The following is a 15,235-nucleotide window of genomic DNA, read 5'->3' as shown; positions in this document are numbered from 1 at the left end:
GGCTAGTGGCCCCTCTCCCTGTAGACCTCGCGCTGGATGATGAACCGCATAATCTCCGCGGTCCCGCCGCCGATGGTCATGAGCCTGGCGTCGCGCGCGAGCTGCTCGGTCCGGTTCTGCTTCGTGTAGCCGTCCCCGCCCGTCACCTGGAGCGCCTCGTAGGCGATCTCCTGCGCCGCGAGTGTGGCGAAGAGCTTCGCCGTCGCGCCCTGCCGCGTCGCCGGGAGACCTGCGTCGATGCGGCGCGCGGCCTCGAGCGTCAGGAGCCTCGCGGCGTCGAGCTTCGTCGCCATGTCGGCGATCTTGAACGAGATGCCCTCGAACGCGCGGATCTCCTTCCCGAACTGCTGCCGCTTCACCGAGTGCTCGACGGCGATCTCGAACGCGGCGCGCGAGTAGCCCACCGCGCCCGCGGCGAGCGAGGTGCGCTCGGTGTCGAGCTCGTCCATGAGGACGGCGAAGCCCTTGTTCACCTTCCCCACGACGTGACGTGCCGGAACGCGGACGCCCTCGAACTTGAGGTGCGAGACGCGCGCCCCGCGCATCCCCATGAGGTCGTAGTCCTTCACGACGCTGAAGCCAGGCCACGACGTCTCCACGACGAACGCGGTCATGCCGTCGCGCGCCTTCACCGACGGGTCGGTGATCGCGAACACGAGGATGAAGTCGGCCTGGCTCCCGTTCGTGATGAAGCGCTTCTCCCCGGTGATGACGAAGTCGCCGCCGTCCTTCACGGCCTGCGTTTTCATGCCCGCGGTGTCGGAGCCGACGTCGGGCTCGGTGATGCCGATGGCGCCGATCTTCTCGCCCGTGACGATCGGTCGCAGGTACTTCTGCCGAAGCGCGTCCGAGCCGAACTTGTGGACCGGCGGCGCGAAGTAGACCGAGGTCACGCCGCGCGACACGTCCACGACCGGCGAGACCGCCGAGATCTCCTCGGCGATGATGGTCTCGGCGACCATCCCCTTCCCGGTCCCGCCGTACTCCTTCGGGATCATCGCGCCCATGTAGCCCGCCTGGCCCACGCGGCGCAGCACCTCGCGCGGATACTCGGCCGTGCGCTCGATCTCGTCGGCGAACGGCCCGACCTCCTTCTCTGCGAAGGCCCTGACCTCGTCGCGGAACGCGTTCTCGTCCTTCGTGTAGAACATGCTCAGCATGCGCATCCCCTTCTCGCGGCGGCCGGAGCGGCCGCCCGGCGTCGTCGCACCCGGCCCTACGCCGCGCCCGTTTCCGCGGCGGGCTCGATCTCGACCATGGCCTCGGTCGTCCCGACGGAGGCGCCCGGCGCGACCGTCACCTTCCTGACGGTCCCGGCGACCGGGGCCCTGACGTCGTTCTCCATCTTCATCGCCTCGACGATGACGAGGCTCTGCCCGAGGGCCACCTCGTCCCCTTCCTTCACGAGCACCTTGACGACCGTGCCGGGCATCGGCGCCTTCACGCTGCCGCTCGCCCGGCCGCCGTGCCGCGCGCCGCCGACCGCGTCGTCGGCCGCGCCCGTCTCGAGGTCGAAGCGGCGGCCCGCGACCCAGACGGCGAGCCCGCCGTCGCGCCGCGCGACGCGCGCGGTGAGCGACCTGCCGTCCACGACCATCGAGATCACGCCGCCCGGGATCGTGGCCCAGTCGAGGCGGCGCCCGTCGCGTCCGTCGACCGAGACGTTCGCGTCGGAGGGCTTCCCTTCGACCGTGACGACGTGCGCCCGGCCGCCGACAGTGAACTCGAAGCGCAAGGGCTCCCCCTTCAGGATGACCTGCGGCCGATGCTCCACGCCCCAAGCGTGTCCCACGGCGACTGCTCGCGCCGCCTGCCGCCGGCGCGCGCGGGCGCCGACCCGGCGGACAGGAAGATCGCGCCGGCCACGAGCGCGGCCTCGAGCGCGGCGGCGTCGGCCGCGCCCGCCGGCCGCCCCGCCATGTGCTTCTCGATGAAGTCGGTCTGCGTGTCGCCCTTCGCGAACGGCTCGCTCGCGACGATCTCGCGCAGGTAGTCGATGGTCGTCGCGATGCCGAGCACCACGAAGTCGGACAGCGCGCGGAGCATCCTCAGGCGCGCGGTCTCGCGGTCGGCGGCGTGCACGATGAGCTTCGAGAGGATGGGATCGTAGTGGACCGGCACGTCCCACCCCTCGTAGATGCCGCAGTCGTGCCGCACGCCGGGGCCGGCCGGCTCGCAGAGGCTCAGGATGCGGCCGGGCGACGGGAGGAAGTCGTTCGCCGGGTCCTCGGCGTAGATGCGGCACTCGATGGCGTGGCCCCGCTGCGCGAGGTCGGACTGCTTGAGCGTGAGCGGGCGGCCCGACGCGACGAGGATCTGCTCGCGCACGAGGTCCACGCCCGTGACGAGCTCGGTGACGGGGTGCTCGACCTGGATGCGCGCGTTGACCTCGAGGAAGTAGAAGCTCCTGTCCTCCGCGAGAAGGAACTCGACCGTCCCCGCGTTCTGGTACCCGCACGCCTTCGCCGCCTTCACGGCCGTCTCGCCCATCCGGGCGCGGAGTTCCGGCGTGAGCGCCGTCGAGGGCGACTCCTCGACGATCTTCTGGTGCCGCCGCTGGATGGAGCACTCGCGCTCGAAGAGGTGCACGACGTTGCCGTGCCGGTCGGCGAGGACCTGGAACTCGACGTGGCGCGGCCGCTCGATGAGCTTCTCGACGTAGACCGTGTCGTCGCCGAACGCGGACTTCGCCACGCGGCGCGCGGTCGCAAGCGCGTTCGGAAGGTCGGCCGCGCTCCGGACGACCTGCATGCCCTTCCCGCCGCCGCCCGCCGACGCCTTGACGAGCACCGGGTAGCCCATCTCGCGCGCCTTCGCGGCGCACGCCTCGTCACCGCCACCGGCGTCGAGCATCCCGGGGATGATGGGAACGCCCACGCCGCGCATGGTCTCGCGGGAGCGGATCTTGTCGCCGACGAGATGGAGGGCGGCCGACGGCGGCCCGATGAACGTGAGCCCCTCGTCCTCGCAGCGCCTGGCGAACTGCCAGTTCTCGGCGAGGAACCCGTAGCCCGGATGGACCGCGTCGGCGCCCACGGTGCGCGCGGCTCCGATGACGGCGTCCACGTTGAGGTAGCTCTCGAGCGCCGGGGCCGGCCCGATGCGCACGGCCTCGTCGGCCTCGAGCACGTGGAGCGACGCGCGGTCGGCGTCGGAGTAGACGGCCGCCGCCGGGATGCCCGCGTCGCGGCAGGCCCGCGCGACGCGGACCGCGATCTCGCCCCGGTTGGCGATGAGGATCTTCTTCATGAGCCCCTGTTCCAGCGCGCCTTCCGCTTCTCGAGGAACGCCGCCATGCCCTCGCGCGCCTCATCGGAGGCCCGCACCTCGGCGATGACGCGCGCCGTGTGGGCCTTCGCCTCGGACAGCGGCATGAACATCACGTCGTCGAGGAGGTCCTTGCACACGCGGAGCGCCTCCGGCCCGCCCGAGAGCGTGCGCTTCGCGATCGTCGCGACCTCGTCGTCGAGCGCCTCGCGCGGGACGACCGCGTTGACGAGTCCCAGCCGGAACGCCTTCTCGGCCGTCAGCCGCTCCCCCGTGAGGAAGAACTCGCGGCACGCGCCCGCCCCGGCGCGGAGCACCACGTACGGCGAGATGCACGCCGGCACGAGACCGATCTTGACCTCGGACAGGCTGATGACCGCGGTGTCCGCGGCCACGACGATGTCGTTGGCGGCCATGAGCCCGGCGCCGCCGCCGATCGCGTAGCCGTTCACGCGCGCGATGGTGGGCTTCGGGAGCGTGTGGATCGCCTCCATCACGTCCGAGATGACCATGCCGTCGGCGTAGTTCTGCTCGAACGTGTACGCGCCGGTGCGCCGCATGTAGTTGATGTCGGCGCCCGCGCAGAACGAGTCGCCCTCGCCGGTCAGCACGACGACGCGCACGGACGGATCGTCGGCGAAGGCGCGGTAGACCTCGAGCAGCTCGCGCAGCATCGCGTCGTCGAAGGCGTTCTTGACCTCCGGCCGCGAGAGCGTGACCGTCGCGATCTCGCCGGCGACGGCGGTCCGAAGCGTTGTGTGTCCGCCCATCGTCTCCCCCGTGGCCCTACATTCTGAACACGCCGTACTTCTGGTCAGGGACCGGCGCGTTGAGCGCCATCGCGATGCCGAGCGCGAGCGCCGCCCGCGTGTCCAGCGGGTCGAGGATGCCGTCGTCCCACAGGCGCGCCGTCGAGTAGTACGCCGACGCCTCGTTCTCGTACCGCTCGATCACCGGCGCCTTGAACGCCTTCTGCTCCTCGGGCGTCATGACGACGCCCTCCTTCTCGAGCTGCCGCATCTTCACGGTGAGGAGCACGTTCGCCGCTTGCTCGCCGCCCATGACGCTGATCTTCGCGTTCGGCCACATCCACAGGAGCCTGGGGCTGTAGCCGCGCCCGCACATCGCGTAGTTGCCGGCGCCGTACGAGCCGCCGACGATGACCGTGAACTTCGGCACGTCCGCGTTGGCGACCGCATGGACGAGCTTCGCGCCGTCCTTCGCAATGCCGCCGTGCTCGTACTGCCGCCCGACGATGAACCCCGTGATGTTCTGAAGGAAGACGAGCGGGATCTTCCGCATCGTGCAGAGTTCGATGAAGTGCGCGCCCTTGAGCGAGCTCTCCGAGAAGAGCACGCCGTTGTTGGCGAGGATGCCGACCGGGTATCCCATGACGCGCGCGAAGCCCGTCACGATGGTGGGGCCGTAGAGCTCCTTGAACTCCTGGAAGCGGCTGCCGTCCGCGATGCGGGCGATGACCTCCCGCATGTCGAACGCCTTCCGAAGGTCCGTCGGCACGATGCCCAAGAGCTCCTCGGGGTCGTACGCCGGGTCCTCGGGCTCGTCCGCGTCGAGCTCGAACCGCTTCGGCGCGTCGAGGTTCTCGATGATGTTCCGCGCGACGGCGAGCGCGTGGGCGTCGTCGAGCGCGTAGTGGTCGGCCACGCCCGAGATGCGGCAGTGGACGTCGGCACCGCCGAGCTCCTCGTCGGTCACCTCCTCGCCCGTCGCGGCCTTCACGAGCGGCGGCCCGCCGATGAAGATGGTGCCTTGCTCCTTCACGATGACCGCCTCGTCGCTCATCGCCGGGACGTACGCGCCGCCCGCCGTGCACGAGCCCATGACGATCGCGATCTGCGGGACGCCCACCGCCGAGAGCCGCGCCTGGTTGTAGAAGATGCGGCCGAAGTGGTCGCGGTCGGGGAAGGTGCCGGCCTGGTGCGGCAGGAAAATGCCGCCGGAGTCCACGAGGTACACGCACGGGAGGCGGTTCTCCATCGCCACCTCCTGCGCCCGCACGTGCTTCTTGATGGTCATCGGGAAGTAGGTGCCGCCCTTCACCGTCGCGTCGTTCGCGACGACGAGGACCTCGCGCCCGTGGACCCGCCCGACGCCCGTGACCATGCCGGCCCCCGGGGCCTCGTTGTCGTACATCCCGTATGCCGCGAGCGGCGAAAGCTCGAGGAACGGCGTGCCCGGGTCGAACAGGCGCTCGAGCCGCTCCCGCACGAGGAGCTTCCCGCGCTTCCTGTGCCGCTCGCGCTGCGACGTAGGCCCGCCCTCCTTCGCGCGGTCGAGACGCTCGCGGAACTCGTCCACGAGCGCGCGCATCCTCGCGCGGTTCTCCTGGAACGCGGCGCCCTTCGTGTCCACCCTGCTCTCGATGCGGTACATCGGTCACCTCGCAGGCACGAACTTGTACCCGTAGCAGAGGATGCCGGCCTCGCCTTCCTCGCGGAGCTTCCGGAACTCGATGCGGACCGGCATCCCGACCGTGAGCTCGTCGAACTCCACGTCCGCGATCTGCGCGGTCAACCTCACGCCGCCGTCGAGCTCGGCGATGCCCATCGCGTACGGCGTCTCGTTGCTGAACGCGCTCGGGCCGATCCTGATGACGGTGTGCGTGAGAAGCCTGCCGGCATCAGGAAGGACGACCTTCTCGAACTCCCGGCCGCGGCACGTGTTGCAGATGACCCGCGGCGGGAAGTGCACCTTGCCGCACTTCCGGCACTTCGCGGCCTCCAGCCGGTAGCGCTGCGGGATCTCCCTCCAGTACCTTGCTGACGTCGACATCGCGTGACCTCCTCAGGGGCTAGACGGAACCAAGGATGTGGACCGCGCAGGAGCCGGCGACGCCGCCCATGTTCTGCGTCATGCCGATCGTCGCGCCCTTCACCTGGCGCCCGCCGCACTCGCCGCGCAGCTGCTTCACGACCTCGAGCACCTGGGCGACGCCGGTCGCGCCGACCGGGTGCCCCTTCGACTTGAGGCCGCCCGACGGGTTGACGGGGATCCTGCCGCCGACGGCCGTCTCGCCGCTCTCGGCGCCGCGCCCGCCCTTCCCCCTCTCGAAGAACCCGAGCGCCTCGATCGCGCAGATCTCCGCGATCGTGAAGCAGTCGTGCACCTCGACGAAGCTGATGTCCTTCGGCCCCAGGCCGGCGGCCTTGTACGCCTTCTCACCTGCCTTCTCGACCGCCGAGAGCCACGAGATGTCGGGGCGCGAGTGGAGCGCGATCGTGTCCGTGGCGTGCGCGGACGCCAGCACCTTCACCGGCGGCCTCTTCGACAGCCGCTTCGCCATGTCGAGCGGGCAGAGGATCGCGGCCGCCGCGCCGTCGGTGATCGGCGAGCAGTCGAGGATCGTGATCGGGTCCGCCACGAGGAGCGACCCGGCGACCTGCTCGAGGGTGAGCTCGTACGGGTACTGCGCGAGCGGGTTCCTGGAGCCGTTCCTGTGGTTCTTGACGGCGACGTGCGACAGCTGGTCGCGCGTCGTGCCGTACTTGTGCATGTGGTCCACGGCCATCATCGCGTACAGGCCGGGGAACGTGACCCCGTGGTAGACCTCGTACTCGGCGTCGGCCGCGGTCGAGAGCGCGTGGGTCGCCCCGCCGCCGTCGATGTCGTTCATCTTCTCGACGCCGCCCGCAAGCACGATGTCGTGAACGCCGGACGCGACGTCGATGAACGCCTGCCGGAAGGCGACGCCGCCCGACGCGCACGCGCTCTCCACTCTGACCGACGGGATGGGCGCCACGCCGAGATAGTCGGCCATCACGGAGCCAAGGTGCTCCTGGCCGACGAACAGCCCGCTCGTCATGCACCCGACGTACATGGCGTCGATGTGGTCGACGCCCGCGTCGTCGATGGCGAGGAGCGCGGACTCCGTGAAGATGTCGCGGAGCGACTTCTCCCACAGCTCGCCCCACTTCTGCATCCCCACGCCGATGACTGCTACGTCCCTCATGAGTGTTCTCCCAGGTTGATCCGTCGTGTTGAGGCCGCCCGCGTCGGACCGGCCGCGCGGGCTCCCGCCGCTACTCGCCCATCCGGATCTTGCGACGGAACTTCGCGTAGGTGCCGTAGTCGATGTAGCGCTTGTTCGCGTCGAGCATCGCGCGGGTCTTCGGCGCGGCGTCGCGGACCTCCTCGATCCTGTCGGTCACCTCGTAGATGAACCCGTCGCTGCCCGCGCCCGAGCCGTACGAGACCATGAGGATCCTGTCGCCCGGCTTCGCCACGTCGAGCGTCGCCGTGAGGCCCATCGGCGACGACCCGGAGTAGGTGTTCCCGAGCGTCGGCGAAAGCCACCCCGGCTCGATCTGCTCCTTCTTGAATCCGAGCATCTGCCCCGCGCGCATCGGGAACTTGCCGTTCGGCTGGTGGAAGACCGCGTAGGCGAAGTCGGCCGGCTTGGCGCCCGCCTTCTCCATGAGGCCCTTCGCGCAGCCCAGCACGTGCTTGAAGTACGCGGGCTCGCCGGTGAACCGCCCGGCGTGGCGCGGGTAGTGCATGTGCTCGCGGCGCCAGAAGTCGGGCGTGTCGGTCATGAACGCGTACGTGGTCAGGACCTTCGCGACGCCGGGGCCCTTTCCGATGATGAACGCGGCGGCGCCGGCCGCGGCCGAGTACTCGAGCGCGTCGCCGGGGGCGCCCTGCGAGGTGTCGGCGCCGACGGCGAGCCCGTACTCGATCGCCCCGCCGTCCGCGAGGCCCATGCAGACGAACATGGCCTCGGAACCCGCCTTGCACGCGAACTCGAAGTCGGCGCAGTGCACCTCCGGCGTGGCGCCGATGGCGTCGGCGAGCACCGTGCCCGAGGGCTTCACCGCGTACGGGTGCGACTCGGAGCCCACGTAGACCGCGCCGATGCGCTTCGGGTCGATCTTCGCGCGCCGAAGCGCGTGCTTCGTGGCCTCGACGGCCATCGTGATGGTGTCCTGGTCGGGTGACGGGACCGCCTTCTCCCGGAGCATGAGCCCCTTCTTGTAGCTCGGCGCGTCGGCCCCCCAGACCTTGGCGATCTCCTCAACCTTGATCCTGTTCCGGGGCATGTAGGCGCCGTATCCGATGATCCCTGCCATGCTGTCCTCGCTTCCCTCCGCCTCGTGGCGGCGCGAGCGCGCCGCCGGCCCATGCCGACTGCCGGTCTCAGCACATGATGTTCCGCACCGTGCCGATCCTCTCGACCCGCCGCGCCGCCCGGTCCACCGCCACCCGGTACGGCGTCGCGTCCGCCTTCTTCGCTTCGGTGATGAGCGCGGCCATGACGTCGTGGATCCGCGTCGCCTCCTCGCGGAGCCGCTCGCGCGTCGCGTCGCGGAACTCCGGTTCGGTCTGGTACAGCTCCGCGCCTCCGATGACGAAGTCGGGCGCGTAGAGGATGCCCCGCTCCTTGAGCGCGTCGGCGTGCCGCGGCTCCTCGAGGACGTCGGACGCCGCGCCGGCGACGATGCGGCAGCGGAGCCGCGGGATCGTCTCGTCGTTCAGCACGCGGCCCACGGCGCAGGGAGAGAACACGTCGCACGCGACGGACACGATCTCGTCCGGCCGCACGACGCGCACGCCCGCGTGGCGGTCCTGCACCGCCTTGATCTGGTCGTAGCGGACGTCGGTGACCGTGACCTCGGCGCCCTCGGCCCCAAGCTCGTCCACGAGGAGCTGCCCGACCTTGCCGACGCCCTGCACCGCGACGTGCCGCCCCTGGAGGCTCGAGGTCCCGAACAGGTCGCGCACGCACGCCTTCATGCCGGCGATGACACCGACGGCGGTGAGCTCGTGGTTCCCCTCCATGGGCACGACGCTCGTCGTCTCGCGGCGCACGTGGCGGAACTGCCGGTCGGTCGTGCCGAACCCGGGATACGTGAGGAAGAGGCCCTTCAGGCCCTCGACGAACCGCCCGAACGCCCGGAAGTACGCCTCGTCGGGCTCGGCGGGATCGTCGGCCATGAGCACCGCGGCGCCGCCGCCCATGTCGCCCTCGAGCGACGCGCTCTGGAAAGTCATCGTCTCCGAGAGCCTGAGCGCGTCCACGACGGCCTCGTCCTCGCCCGCGTACGCCATGAGCCTCGTCCCGCCCACGGACGTCCCGAGCGTCGTGTCGTGGATCGCGATGATCGCGCGCAGCCCCGTCGGCCGGTTGAAGCAGAAGACGAGTTGCTCGTGGCCGCCCTTCTTCATGCGCTCGAAGATGCTCATGGCTTCTCGAACTCCTTCTTGTCGCACAGCTCGATCATCGCGCCCTGCGTGCTCTTCGGGTGGAGGAACGCGATCCTCCCGCCCTCGACGCCGGGCTTCGGCTTCTCGTCGATGACGCGGATCCCGCCGGCCGCGACGTCCGCGAGCGCGCGCGGGAGATCGGGGACCTCGAACGACACGTGATGGAACCCGGGTCCCCGCTTCTCGAGGAGGTCCTCAAGAGGCCCCGGCCCGAGGGGCTCGATGAGCTCGATCATGACGTCGCCGGCGCGCAGGAACGCCGCGCGCACGCCGTGGAGCTCGGAGTTCTCGACCTTCACGACCTCCATGCCGAGGAGGCCGACGTAGAACTCCATCGCGGAGTCCACGTTCCGGACGAGGATGGAGATGTGGTCCACGCGCGTCACGGCGTTCGCGCGGCCCGGCGCGGGGTTGTCCACGGCGATCCCTCCTACCACGCGCGCCCCGACGGGCGGTACCGCCCGTGCACGCCCTCGAGGGCCGCGGTCATCTCGCCCAGCGTGGCGCGCGCCCGCGCGCACTCGACGAGCGCCGGCATCGCCGGCCCTCCCGCGCGCGCAGCCTCCGCAAGCCGCCTGAGCGACGCGGCGACGGCTGCTCCGTCGCGCCCCGCCCTGAGGTCGGAAAGCGCCTCCGACTGGGCCTCGCGCAGGCGCGCCTTCACGCGCAGCGTCTCGAAGCGCGCCGGCTCGTCCACGCGGTGCCGGTTCACGCCGACGATCCCGCGCGTCCCCTCCTCGATCTCCTTCTGCTGCCGGTAGGCGCTCCGGGCCATCGCGCGCTGGTAGTGTCCCTCTTCGATGGCGGCCGTCGCGCCGCCGAGCGCCTCGATCGCGCGCATCTCCTCGGCCGCCTCGGACTCGATGCGGTCGGTGAGCCACTCGACGAAGTACGAGCCGCCCAGCGGGTCGGCGACCGACGCCGCGCCGCTCTCCTCGGCGATCACCTGCTGGGTGCGGAGCGCGAGCCGCGCGCTCTCCTCGGTGGGGAGCGCCAGCGCCTCGTCGCGCGAGTTCGTGTGGAGGCTCTGCGTGCCGCCGAGCACCGCCGCGAGCGCCTGAAGCGTCACCCGAGCGACGTTCACGTCCGGCTGCTGCGCGGTGAGCGCGACGCCGGCCGTCTGCGTGTGGAAGCGGAGCATCTGCGCGCGGGGCGAGGCGACGCCGAAGCGGTCGCGGACGATCCGCGCCCACATCCGCCGCGCGGCGCGGAGCTTCGCGACCTCCTCGAAGAGGTCCATGTGCGCGTCGAAGAAGAACGACAGCCGCTCGCAGAACGACGCGACGTCGAGGCCGCGCGCCTTCGCCGCCTCGACGTACGCGATGGCGTCGGCGAGCGTGAACGCGACCTCCTGCACGGCGGTCGCGCCCGCCTCGCGCATGTGGTAGCCGGAGACGGACATCGCGTTCCAGCGCGGGACGCGCTCGTTGAGGTACGCCGCGAGATCGAGCGCGAGCGCGACGGACGCCGCGGGCGGGAACACGTAGGTCCCTCGCGCGGCGTACTCCTTCAGGACGTCGTTCTGCACGGTCCCGCGCAGCGAGCGCGGATCCGCGCCGGTCTCCTCGGCGGCCACGACGACCATCGCCATGAGCATCGGCGCCGTGGCGTTGATGGTCATCGAGGTGCTCACATCGGAAAGCGGGATGCCGTCGAAGAGCGCTTTGAGGTCCTCGACCGAGCAGATCGAGACGCCGACGCGCCCGACCTCGCCCTCGGCCATCTCGTGGTCGGCGTCGTAGCCCATCTGCGTCGGGAGGTCGAACGCGACGGACAGGCCGGTCTGGCCGTGCTCGAGGAGGTATCGGAATCGCCGGTTCGTCTCCACGGCGTCGCCGAACCCGGAGTACTGCCGCATGGTCCACAGGCGCCCGCGGTACATCGTGGGGTGCACGCCGCGCGTGAACGGGAACTCGCCGGGCAGACCGAGCGCCTCGCCGCGCGCGCCGCCGAGGTCGCTCACGTCGTACACCGGCCCGACCTCGATGCCGGAGAGCGTGCGAAAGCCCCCCGTCCGCTCGGGCGACTGCTGAAGCCACGGACGGAGCGTCTCGCGCTCCCAGCGCTCCCTGTCGGTCCCGTCCTCCTTCACCGCGCGACCTCCGCCTCGCCGGCGGCCTCCCCGATGACCAGGAGCGGCTCGCCCTGCGCGACGCCCTGCCCCACCTTGACGCGGACTTCCTTCACGACGCCTCCGCGCTCGCAGCGGAGCTCGTTCTCCATCTTCATGGCCTCGAGCGTGACCACCCCGCGCCCCGCCTCGACGCGCGCGCCGACCTCGACCGAGATGCCGACCACGATGCCGGGCATCGGCGCGGCGACGGTCTCGCCGCCGCCGCCTTCCTGCCCGCCGAGCGACGCCGCCGCGATGAGGAGCGCGTGCTCGTCGAGGACCTTCGCCGCGTACGTCTCGCCGTGAAGCACGATCTCGTGGACCCCGTCGCGGCGGTTCACGGAGAACTCGTACGAGCGGTCGCCGAGGAGAAGCGAGTACACCGGCGAGGGGCCGACGCGCACGAGGTCGGCCGCGCGCGTCTCGCCCCCCGAGGTGACCTCGAGACCCGAGGCGGTGCGCTCGACCACGACGCCGATGTCCTCGCCCCCGATCCGGACCACGTACTTCACGGCGCCCCCTCGCGCTCCCGCGTCACTTCTGGTGGAGCTGCCAGCCGCCCCAGGTCCCGGACCGCGGCCCGCGCCGCCATCCGTCGGACGGGCGGGCGTCGCCCGTTGCGAGCGGTCGTTCGCGTCCCGCCTCGCTGTGGGCCACGAGCGCCGCGGCGATGGCCGCGATCTCCGGGATCTCCATCCGCCGTCCGGCGTACTTCGGGAAGAACTCGTGCTCGACGAAGCCCGTGTCGAACTCCCCGCGCCGGAACGCGTCGCTCTCCATGACCGCCTTGTGGAACGGGATGGTCGTCTTGATGCCCTCGATGTAGTACTCGGAGAGAGCGCGCTTCATCCGCTCGATGGCGTCGGCGCGCGTCCGCGCCCAGACGATCAGCTTGGACACGAGCGGATCGTAGTAGACGGGGATCTCGTAGCCCACGTGGAGCCCGCTCTCCACCCGCACGCCGGGCCCCGCCGGCTCGCGGAGCCGCTCAATGACCCCGACGGACGGGAAGAAGTTGTTCTCGGGGTCCTCGGCGCAGATGCGGCACTCGATCGCGGCGCCGCGCGGCGCGACCTGCGACTGATCGAAGGAGATCTTCTCGCCGGCCGCGACGCGCAGCTGCTCGCGGACGAGGTCGAGGCCCGTCACGAGCTCGGTCACGGGATGCTCGACCTGGAGCCGCGCGTTCACCTCGAGGAAGTAGTAGCGCTTCTTCCCCTCCAGGAGGAACTCGACGGTGCCGGCGTTCGTGTAGCCGGCGGCGCGGACCGCCTCGACGGCCGCGCGCCCCATCTCCTCGCGCAGCGCGGGCGTCAGCGCCGGCGACGGGGACTCCTCGACGAGCTTCTGGTGGCGCCGCTGGATGGAACACTCGCGCTCGCCGAGGTGAACCGCGGCGCCGTGCCGGTCGGCCAGGACCTGGAACTCGATGTGCCGCGGCCGCTCGATGAGCCTCTCGATGTAGATGCGGTCGTCCCCGAACGCGGACCCGGCCTCCGAGCGCGCGGCCTTCGCCGCGGCCGCGAGCCCGGCCTCGTCACGGACGACGCGCATGCCCTTCCCGCCGCCGCCGGCCGCCGCCTTCATCATGATGGGGAAGCCGACACGCCGCGCCTCAGCGACGATCTCGCTCTCGCTCGCGAGCGGTCGCTCGCCGCCGGGCACGACCGGGATGCCCGCGGCGGTCATCGTCCTGCGGGCCTCCATCTTGTCGCCGAGGAGCGCGATGGCACGCGAGTCGGGGCCGACGAACGCGATCCCCGCGTCCTCGCAGGCCTTCGCGAACGCCGCGTTCTCCGCGAGGAACCCGTAGCCCGGGTGCACGGCCTCGGCGCCGACCCGGCGCGCGATGGACACGATGGCCTCGATGCGGAGGTAGCTCTTCGCCGGGAGCGCCTCGCCGATGCAGTAGGCCTCGTCCGCGTAGCGCACGTGCCGGCAGGCGCGGTCGGGCTCGGAGTAGACGGCCACCGACGCGATGCCCATCTCCTTGAGCGTGCGGATCACGCGGATGGCGATCTCGCCGCGGTTGGCCACGAGGACCTTGCGGAACAACGTCTCCCCCTGTCGCCCGCCTAGAGCGGGATGTTGCCGTGCTTCCTCGGCGGGTTCGAGTCGCGCTTGTTCCTGAGCATGGTGAGCGCGTCGATGACGACGGGCCGCGTGTCGCTCGGCACGATGACCCGGTCGATGAACCCGGCCTCCGCCGCGATGTACGGGTTCGAGAACTTCTCCTTGAACTCGGCCGTGAGCCGCTTCCGAAGCTCGTTCGGGTCGGCCGCCTCCGAGAGCTCCTTCCTGTAGAGGACGTTCACCGCGCCCTCGGCGCCCATGACCGCGATCTCCGACATCGGCCACGCGAGGTTCATGTCGCCGCGGAGGTGCCGGCTGCTCATGACGACGTAGGCCCCGCCGTACGCCTTCCGCGTGATGACCGTGATCTTTGGCACCGTCGCCTCGCAGTACGCGTAGAGGAGCTTCGCGCCGTGCCGGATGATCCCGCCGAACTCCTGGCCCGTGCCGGGCAGGAACCCCGGCACGTCCGTGAACGTGAGGAGCGGGACGTTGAACGCGTCGCAGAACCGCACGAACCGCGCGGCCTTCACCGACGAGTCGATGTCGAGGACGCCCGCGAGGAACGCCGGCTGGTTGGCGACGATGCCGACGGGCCGGCCGCCCATGCGCGCGAACCCCACGACGATGTTCTTCGCGAAGTGCGCGTGGACCTCCATGAAGTCGCCGTGGTCCACGACGCGAGCGATGACCTGCTTCATGTCGTACGGCTTGTTCGGGTCCTTCGGCACGATCTCGTCGAGCTCGCCGTCGCGGCGCGCCGGATCGTCGGTGCACCGGCCGACCGGCGGGTCCTCGGTGTTGTTCGACGGAAGGAACGAGAGGAGCCTCCTGATGTCGTCGAGGCACGCGGCCTCGCTCCGGCACGCGAAGTGCGCGACGCCGCTCTTCGTGTTGTGGACGGCGGCGCCGCCGAGCTCCTCGTGCGTGACCTCCTCGTGCACGACGGTCTTGATGACGTCGGGGCCCGTGAGGAACATGTGGCTCGTCTTGTCCACCATGAAGACGAAGTCGGTGATCGCGGGCGAGTAGACGGCGCCCCCGGCGCACGGCCCCATGATGGCGGAGATCTGCGGGACGACGCCCGACGCGAGGACGTTCCTGAGGAAGTACTCCGCGTAGCCGCCGAGGCTCCAGACGCCCTCCTGGATCCTCGCGCCGCCTGAGTCGTTGAGCCCCACGACCGGCGCGCCGTTCTTGAGCGCGAGGTCCATGATCTTGCAGATCTTCTCGCCGTGCGCCTTCGAGAGCGAGCCGCCGAACACGGTGAAGTCCTGCGCGAAGACGTACACCAGCCGTCCGTCGATGGTGCCGTAGCCGGTGACCACGCCGTCGCCTGGGTAGCGCTTCTTCTCCATCCCGAAGTCCGCGCAGCGGTGCGTGACGAGGGCGTCCATCTCGCGGAGGCTCCCGTCGTCGAGGAGGACCTCGAGACGCTCCCACGCGGAGAGCTTCCCCGCCTCGTGCTGCTTCTTGATGCGCGCCTCGCCGCCGCCCAGGCGAGAGGCCTTCATGCGGTCTTCGAGGTCCTTGAACTTCTCGTGGTCCGCCATCGGATCC

The 15,235-nt window shown here is 70.7% G+C and carries 14 protein-coding genes; all 14 read right to left on the bottom strand.

Features of this window, described 5'->3' with window-relative positions:
* Positions 1 to 2 precede the first annotated feature (2 nt).
* Positions 3 to 1,160 (bottom strand): acyl-CoA dehydrogenase family protein, encoded by a 1,158-nt coding sequence (locus FJY74_03115; GenBank protein MBM3307293.1) that lies wholly within the window; start codon positions 1,158 to 1,160, stop codon positions 3 to 5.
* Between the two features lie 56 nt (positions 1,161 to 1,216).
* The gene (locus FJY74_03110; GenBank protein ID MBM3307292.1) at positions 1,217 to 1,792 is read right to left on the bottom strand and encodes a biotin/lipoyl-binding protein; all 576 of its coding nucleotides are present in this window, start codon (positions 1,790 to 1,792) and stop codon (positions 1,217 to 1,219) included.
* Positions 1,747 to 3,249, bottom strand: coding sequence for an acetyl-CoA carboxylase biotin carboxylase subunit (locus FJY74_03105; protein ID MBM3307291.1), 1,503 nt, complete (start codon positions 3,247 to 3,249; stop codon positions 1,747 to 1,749). Before FJY74_03105 ends, FJY74_03110 begins: the two co-directional genes overlap by 46 nt.
* Positions 3,246 to 4,037, bottom strand: coding sequence for an enoyl-CoA hydratase/isomerase family protein (locus tag FJY74_03100; GenBank protein MBM3307290.1), 792 nt, complete (start codon positions 4,035 to 4,037; stop codon positions 3,246 to 3,248). The genes FJY74_03105 and FJY74_03100 overlap by 4 nt, the downstream gene beginning before the upstream one ends.
* A 16-nt stretch (positions 4,038 to 4,053) precedes the next feature.
* Complete coding sequence (locus FJY74_03095) at positions 4,054 to 5,661, bottom strand: methylcrotonoyl-CoA carboxylase (GenBank protein MBM3307289.1); 1,608 nt, start codon at positions 5,659 to 5,661, stop codon at positions 4,054 to 4,056.
* A 3-nt stretch (positions 5,662 to 5,664) separates the two neighbouring features.
* Entirely contained in the window at positions 5,665 to 6,060 is a 396-nt protein-coding gene (locus FJY74_03090; protein MBM3307288.1) for a Zn-ribbon domain-containing OB-fold protein, read from the bottom strand.
* Positions 6,061 to 6,079: 19 nt separating this feature from the next.
* Entirely contained in the window at positions 6,080 to 7,237 is a 1,158-nt protein-coding gene (locus FJY74_03085) for a thiolase domain-containing protein (protein MBM3307287.1), read from the bottom strand.
* 70 nt (positions 7,238 to 7,307) lie between these two features.
* Entirely contained in the window at positions 7,308 to 8,354 is a 1,047-nt protein-coding gene (locus FJY74_03080) for a hydroxymethylglutaryl-CoA synthase (protein MBM3307286.1), read from the bottom strand.
* A gap of 67 nt (positions 8,355 to 8,421) precedes the next feature.
* A complete protein-coding gene (locus FJY74_03075; protein MBM3307285.1) occupies positions 8,422 to 9,468 on the bottom strand; it encodes a leucine dehydrogenase in 1,047 nt (348 codons plus the stop codon).
* Entirely contained in the window at positions 9,465 to 9,908 is a 444-nt protein-coding gene (locus FJY74_03070; protein MBM3307284.1) for a VOC family protein, read from the bottom strand. Before FJY74_03070 ends, FJY74_03075 begins: the two co-directional genes overlap by 4 nt.
* An 11-nt stretch (positions 9,909 to 9,919) precedes the next feature.
* Positions 9,920 to 11,581 (bottom strand): methylmalonyl-CoA mutase, encoded by a 1,662-nt coding sequence (locus tag FJY74_03065; protein MBM3307283.1) that lies wholly within the window; start codon positions 11,579 to 11,581, stop codon positions 9,920 to 9,922.
* Positions 11,578 to 12,114 carry a hypothetical protein gene (locus tag FJY74_03060; GenBank protein ID MBM3307282.1) on the bottom strand — a complete coding sequence of 179 codons (537 nt, stop codon included), beginning with the start codon at positions 12,112 to 12,114 and terminating at the stop codon, positions 11,578 to 11,580. The genes FJY74_03065 and FJY74_03060 overlap by 4 nt, the downstream gene beginning before the upstream one ends.
* A 22-nt stretch (positions 12,115 to 12,136) precedes the next feature.
* Positions 12,137 to 13,657 (bottom strand): acetyl-CoA carboxylase biotin carboxylase subunit, encoded by a 1,521-nt coding sequence (accC, locus tag FJY74_03055; GenBank protein ID MBM3307281.1) that lies wholly within the window; start codon positions 13,655 to 13,657, stop codon positions 12,137 to 12,139.
* A 20-nt stretch (positions 13,658 to 13,677) separates the two neighbouring features.
* Positions 13,678 to 15,228, bottom strand: coding sequence for a methylmalonyl-CoA carboxyltransferase (locus FJY74_03050; protein ID MBM3307280.1), 1,551 nt, complete (start codon positions 15,226 to 15,228; stop codon positions 13,678 to 13,680).
* Positions 15,229 to 15,235: the final 7 nt, after the last annotated feature.

The organism is Candidatus Effluviviaceae Genus I sp., from assembly GCA_016867725.1.
Lineage (GTDB): Bacteria > Joyebacterota > Joyebacteria > Joyebacterales > Joyebacteraceae > VGIX01.
This window is presented reverse-complemented; position numbering and strand designations above follow the sequence as displayed.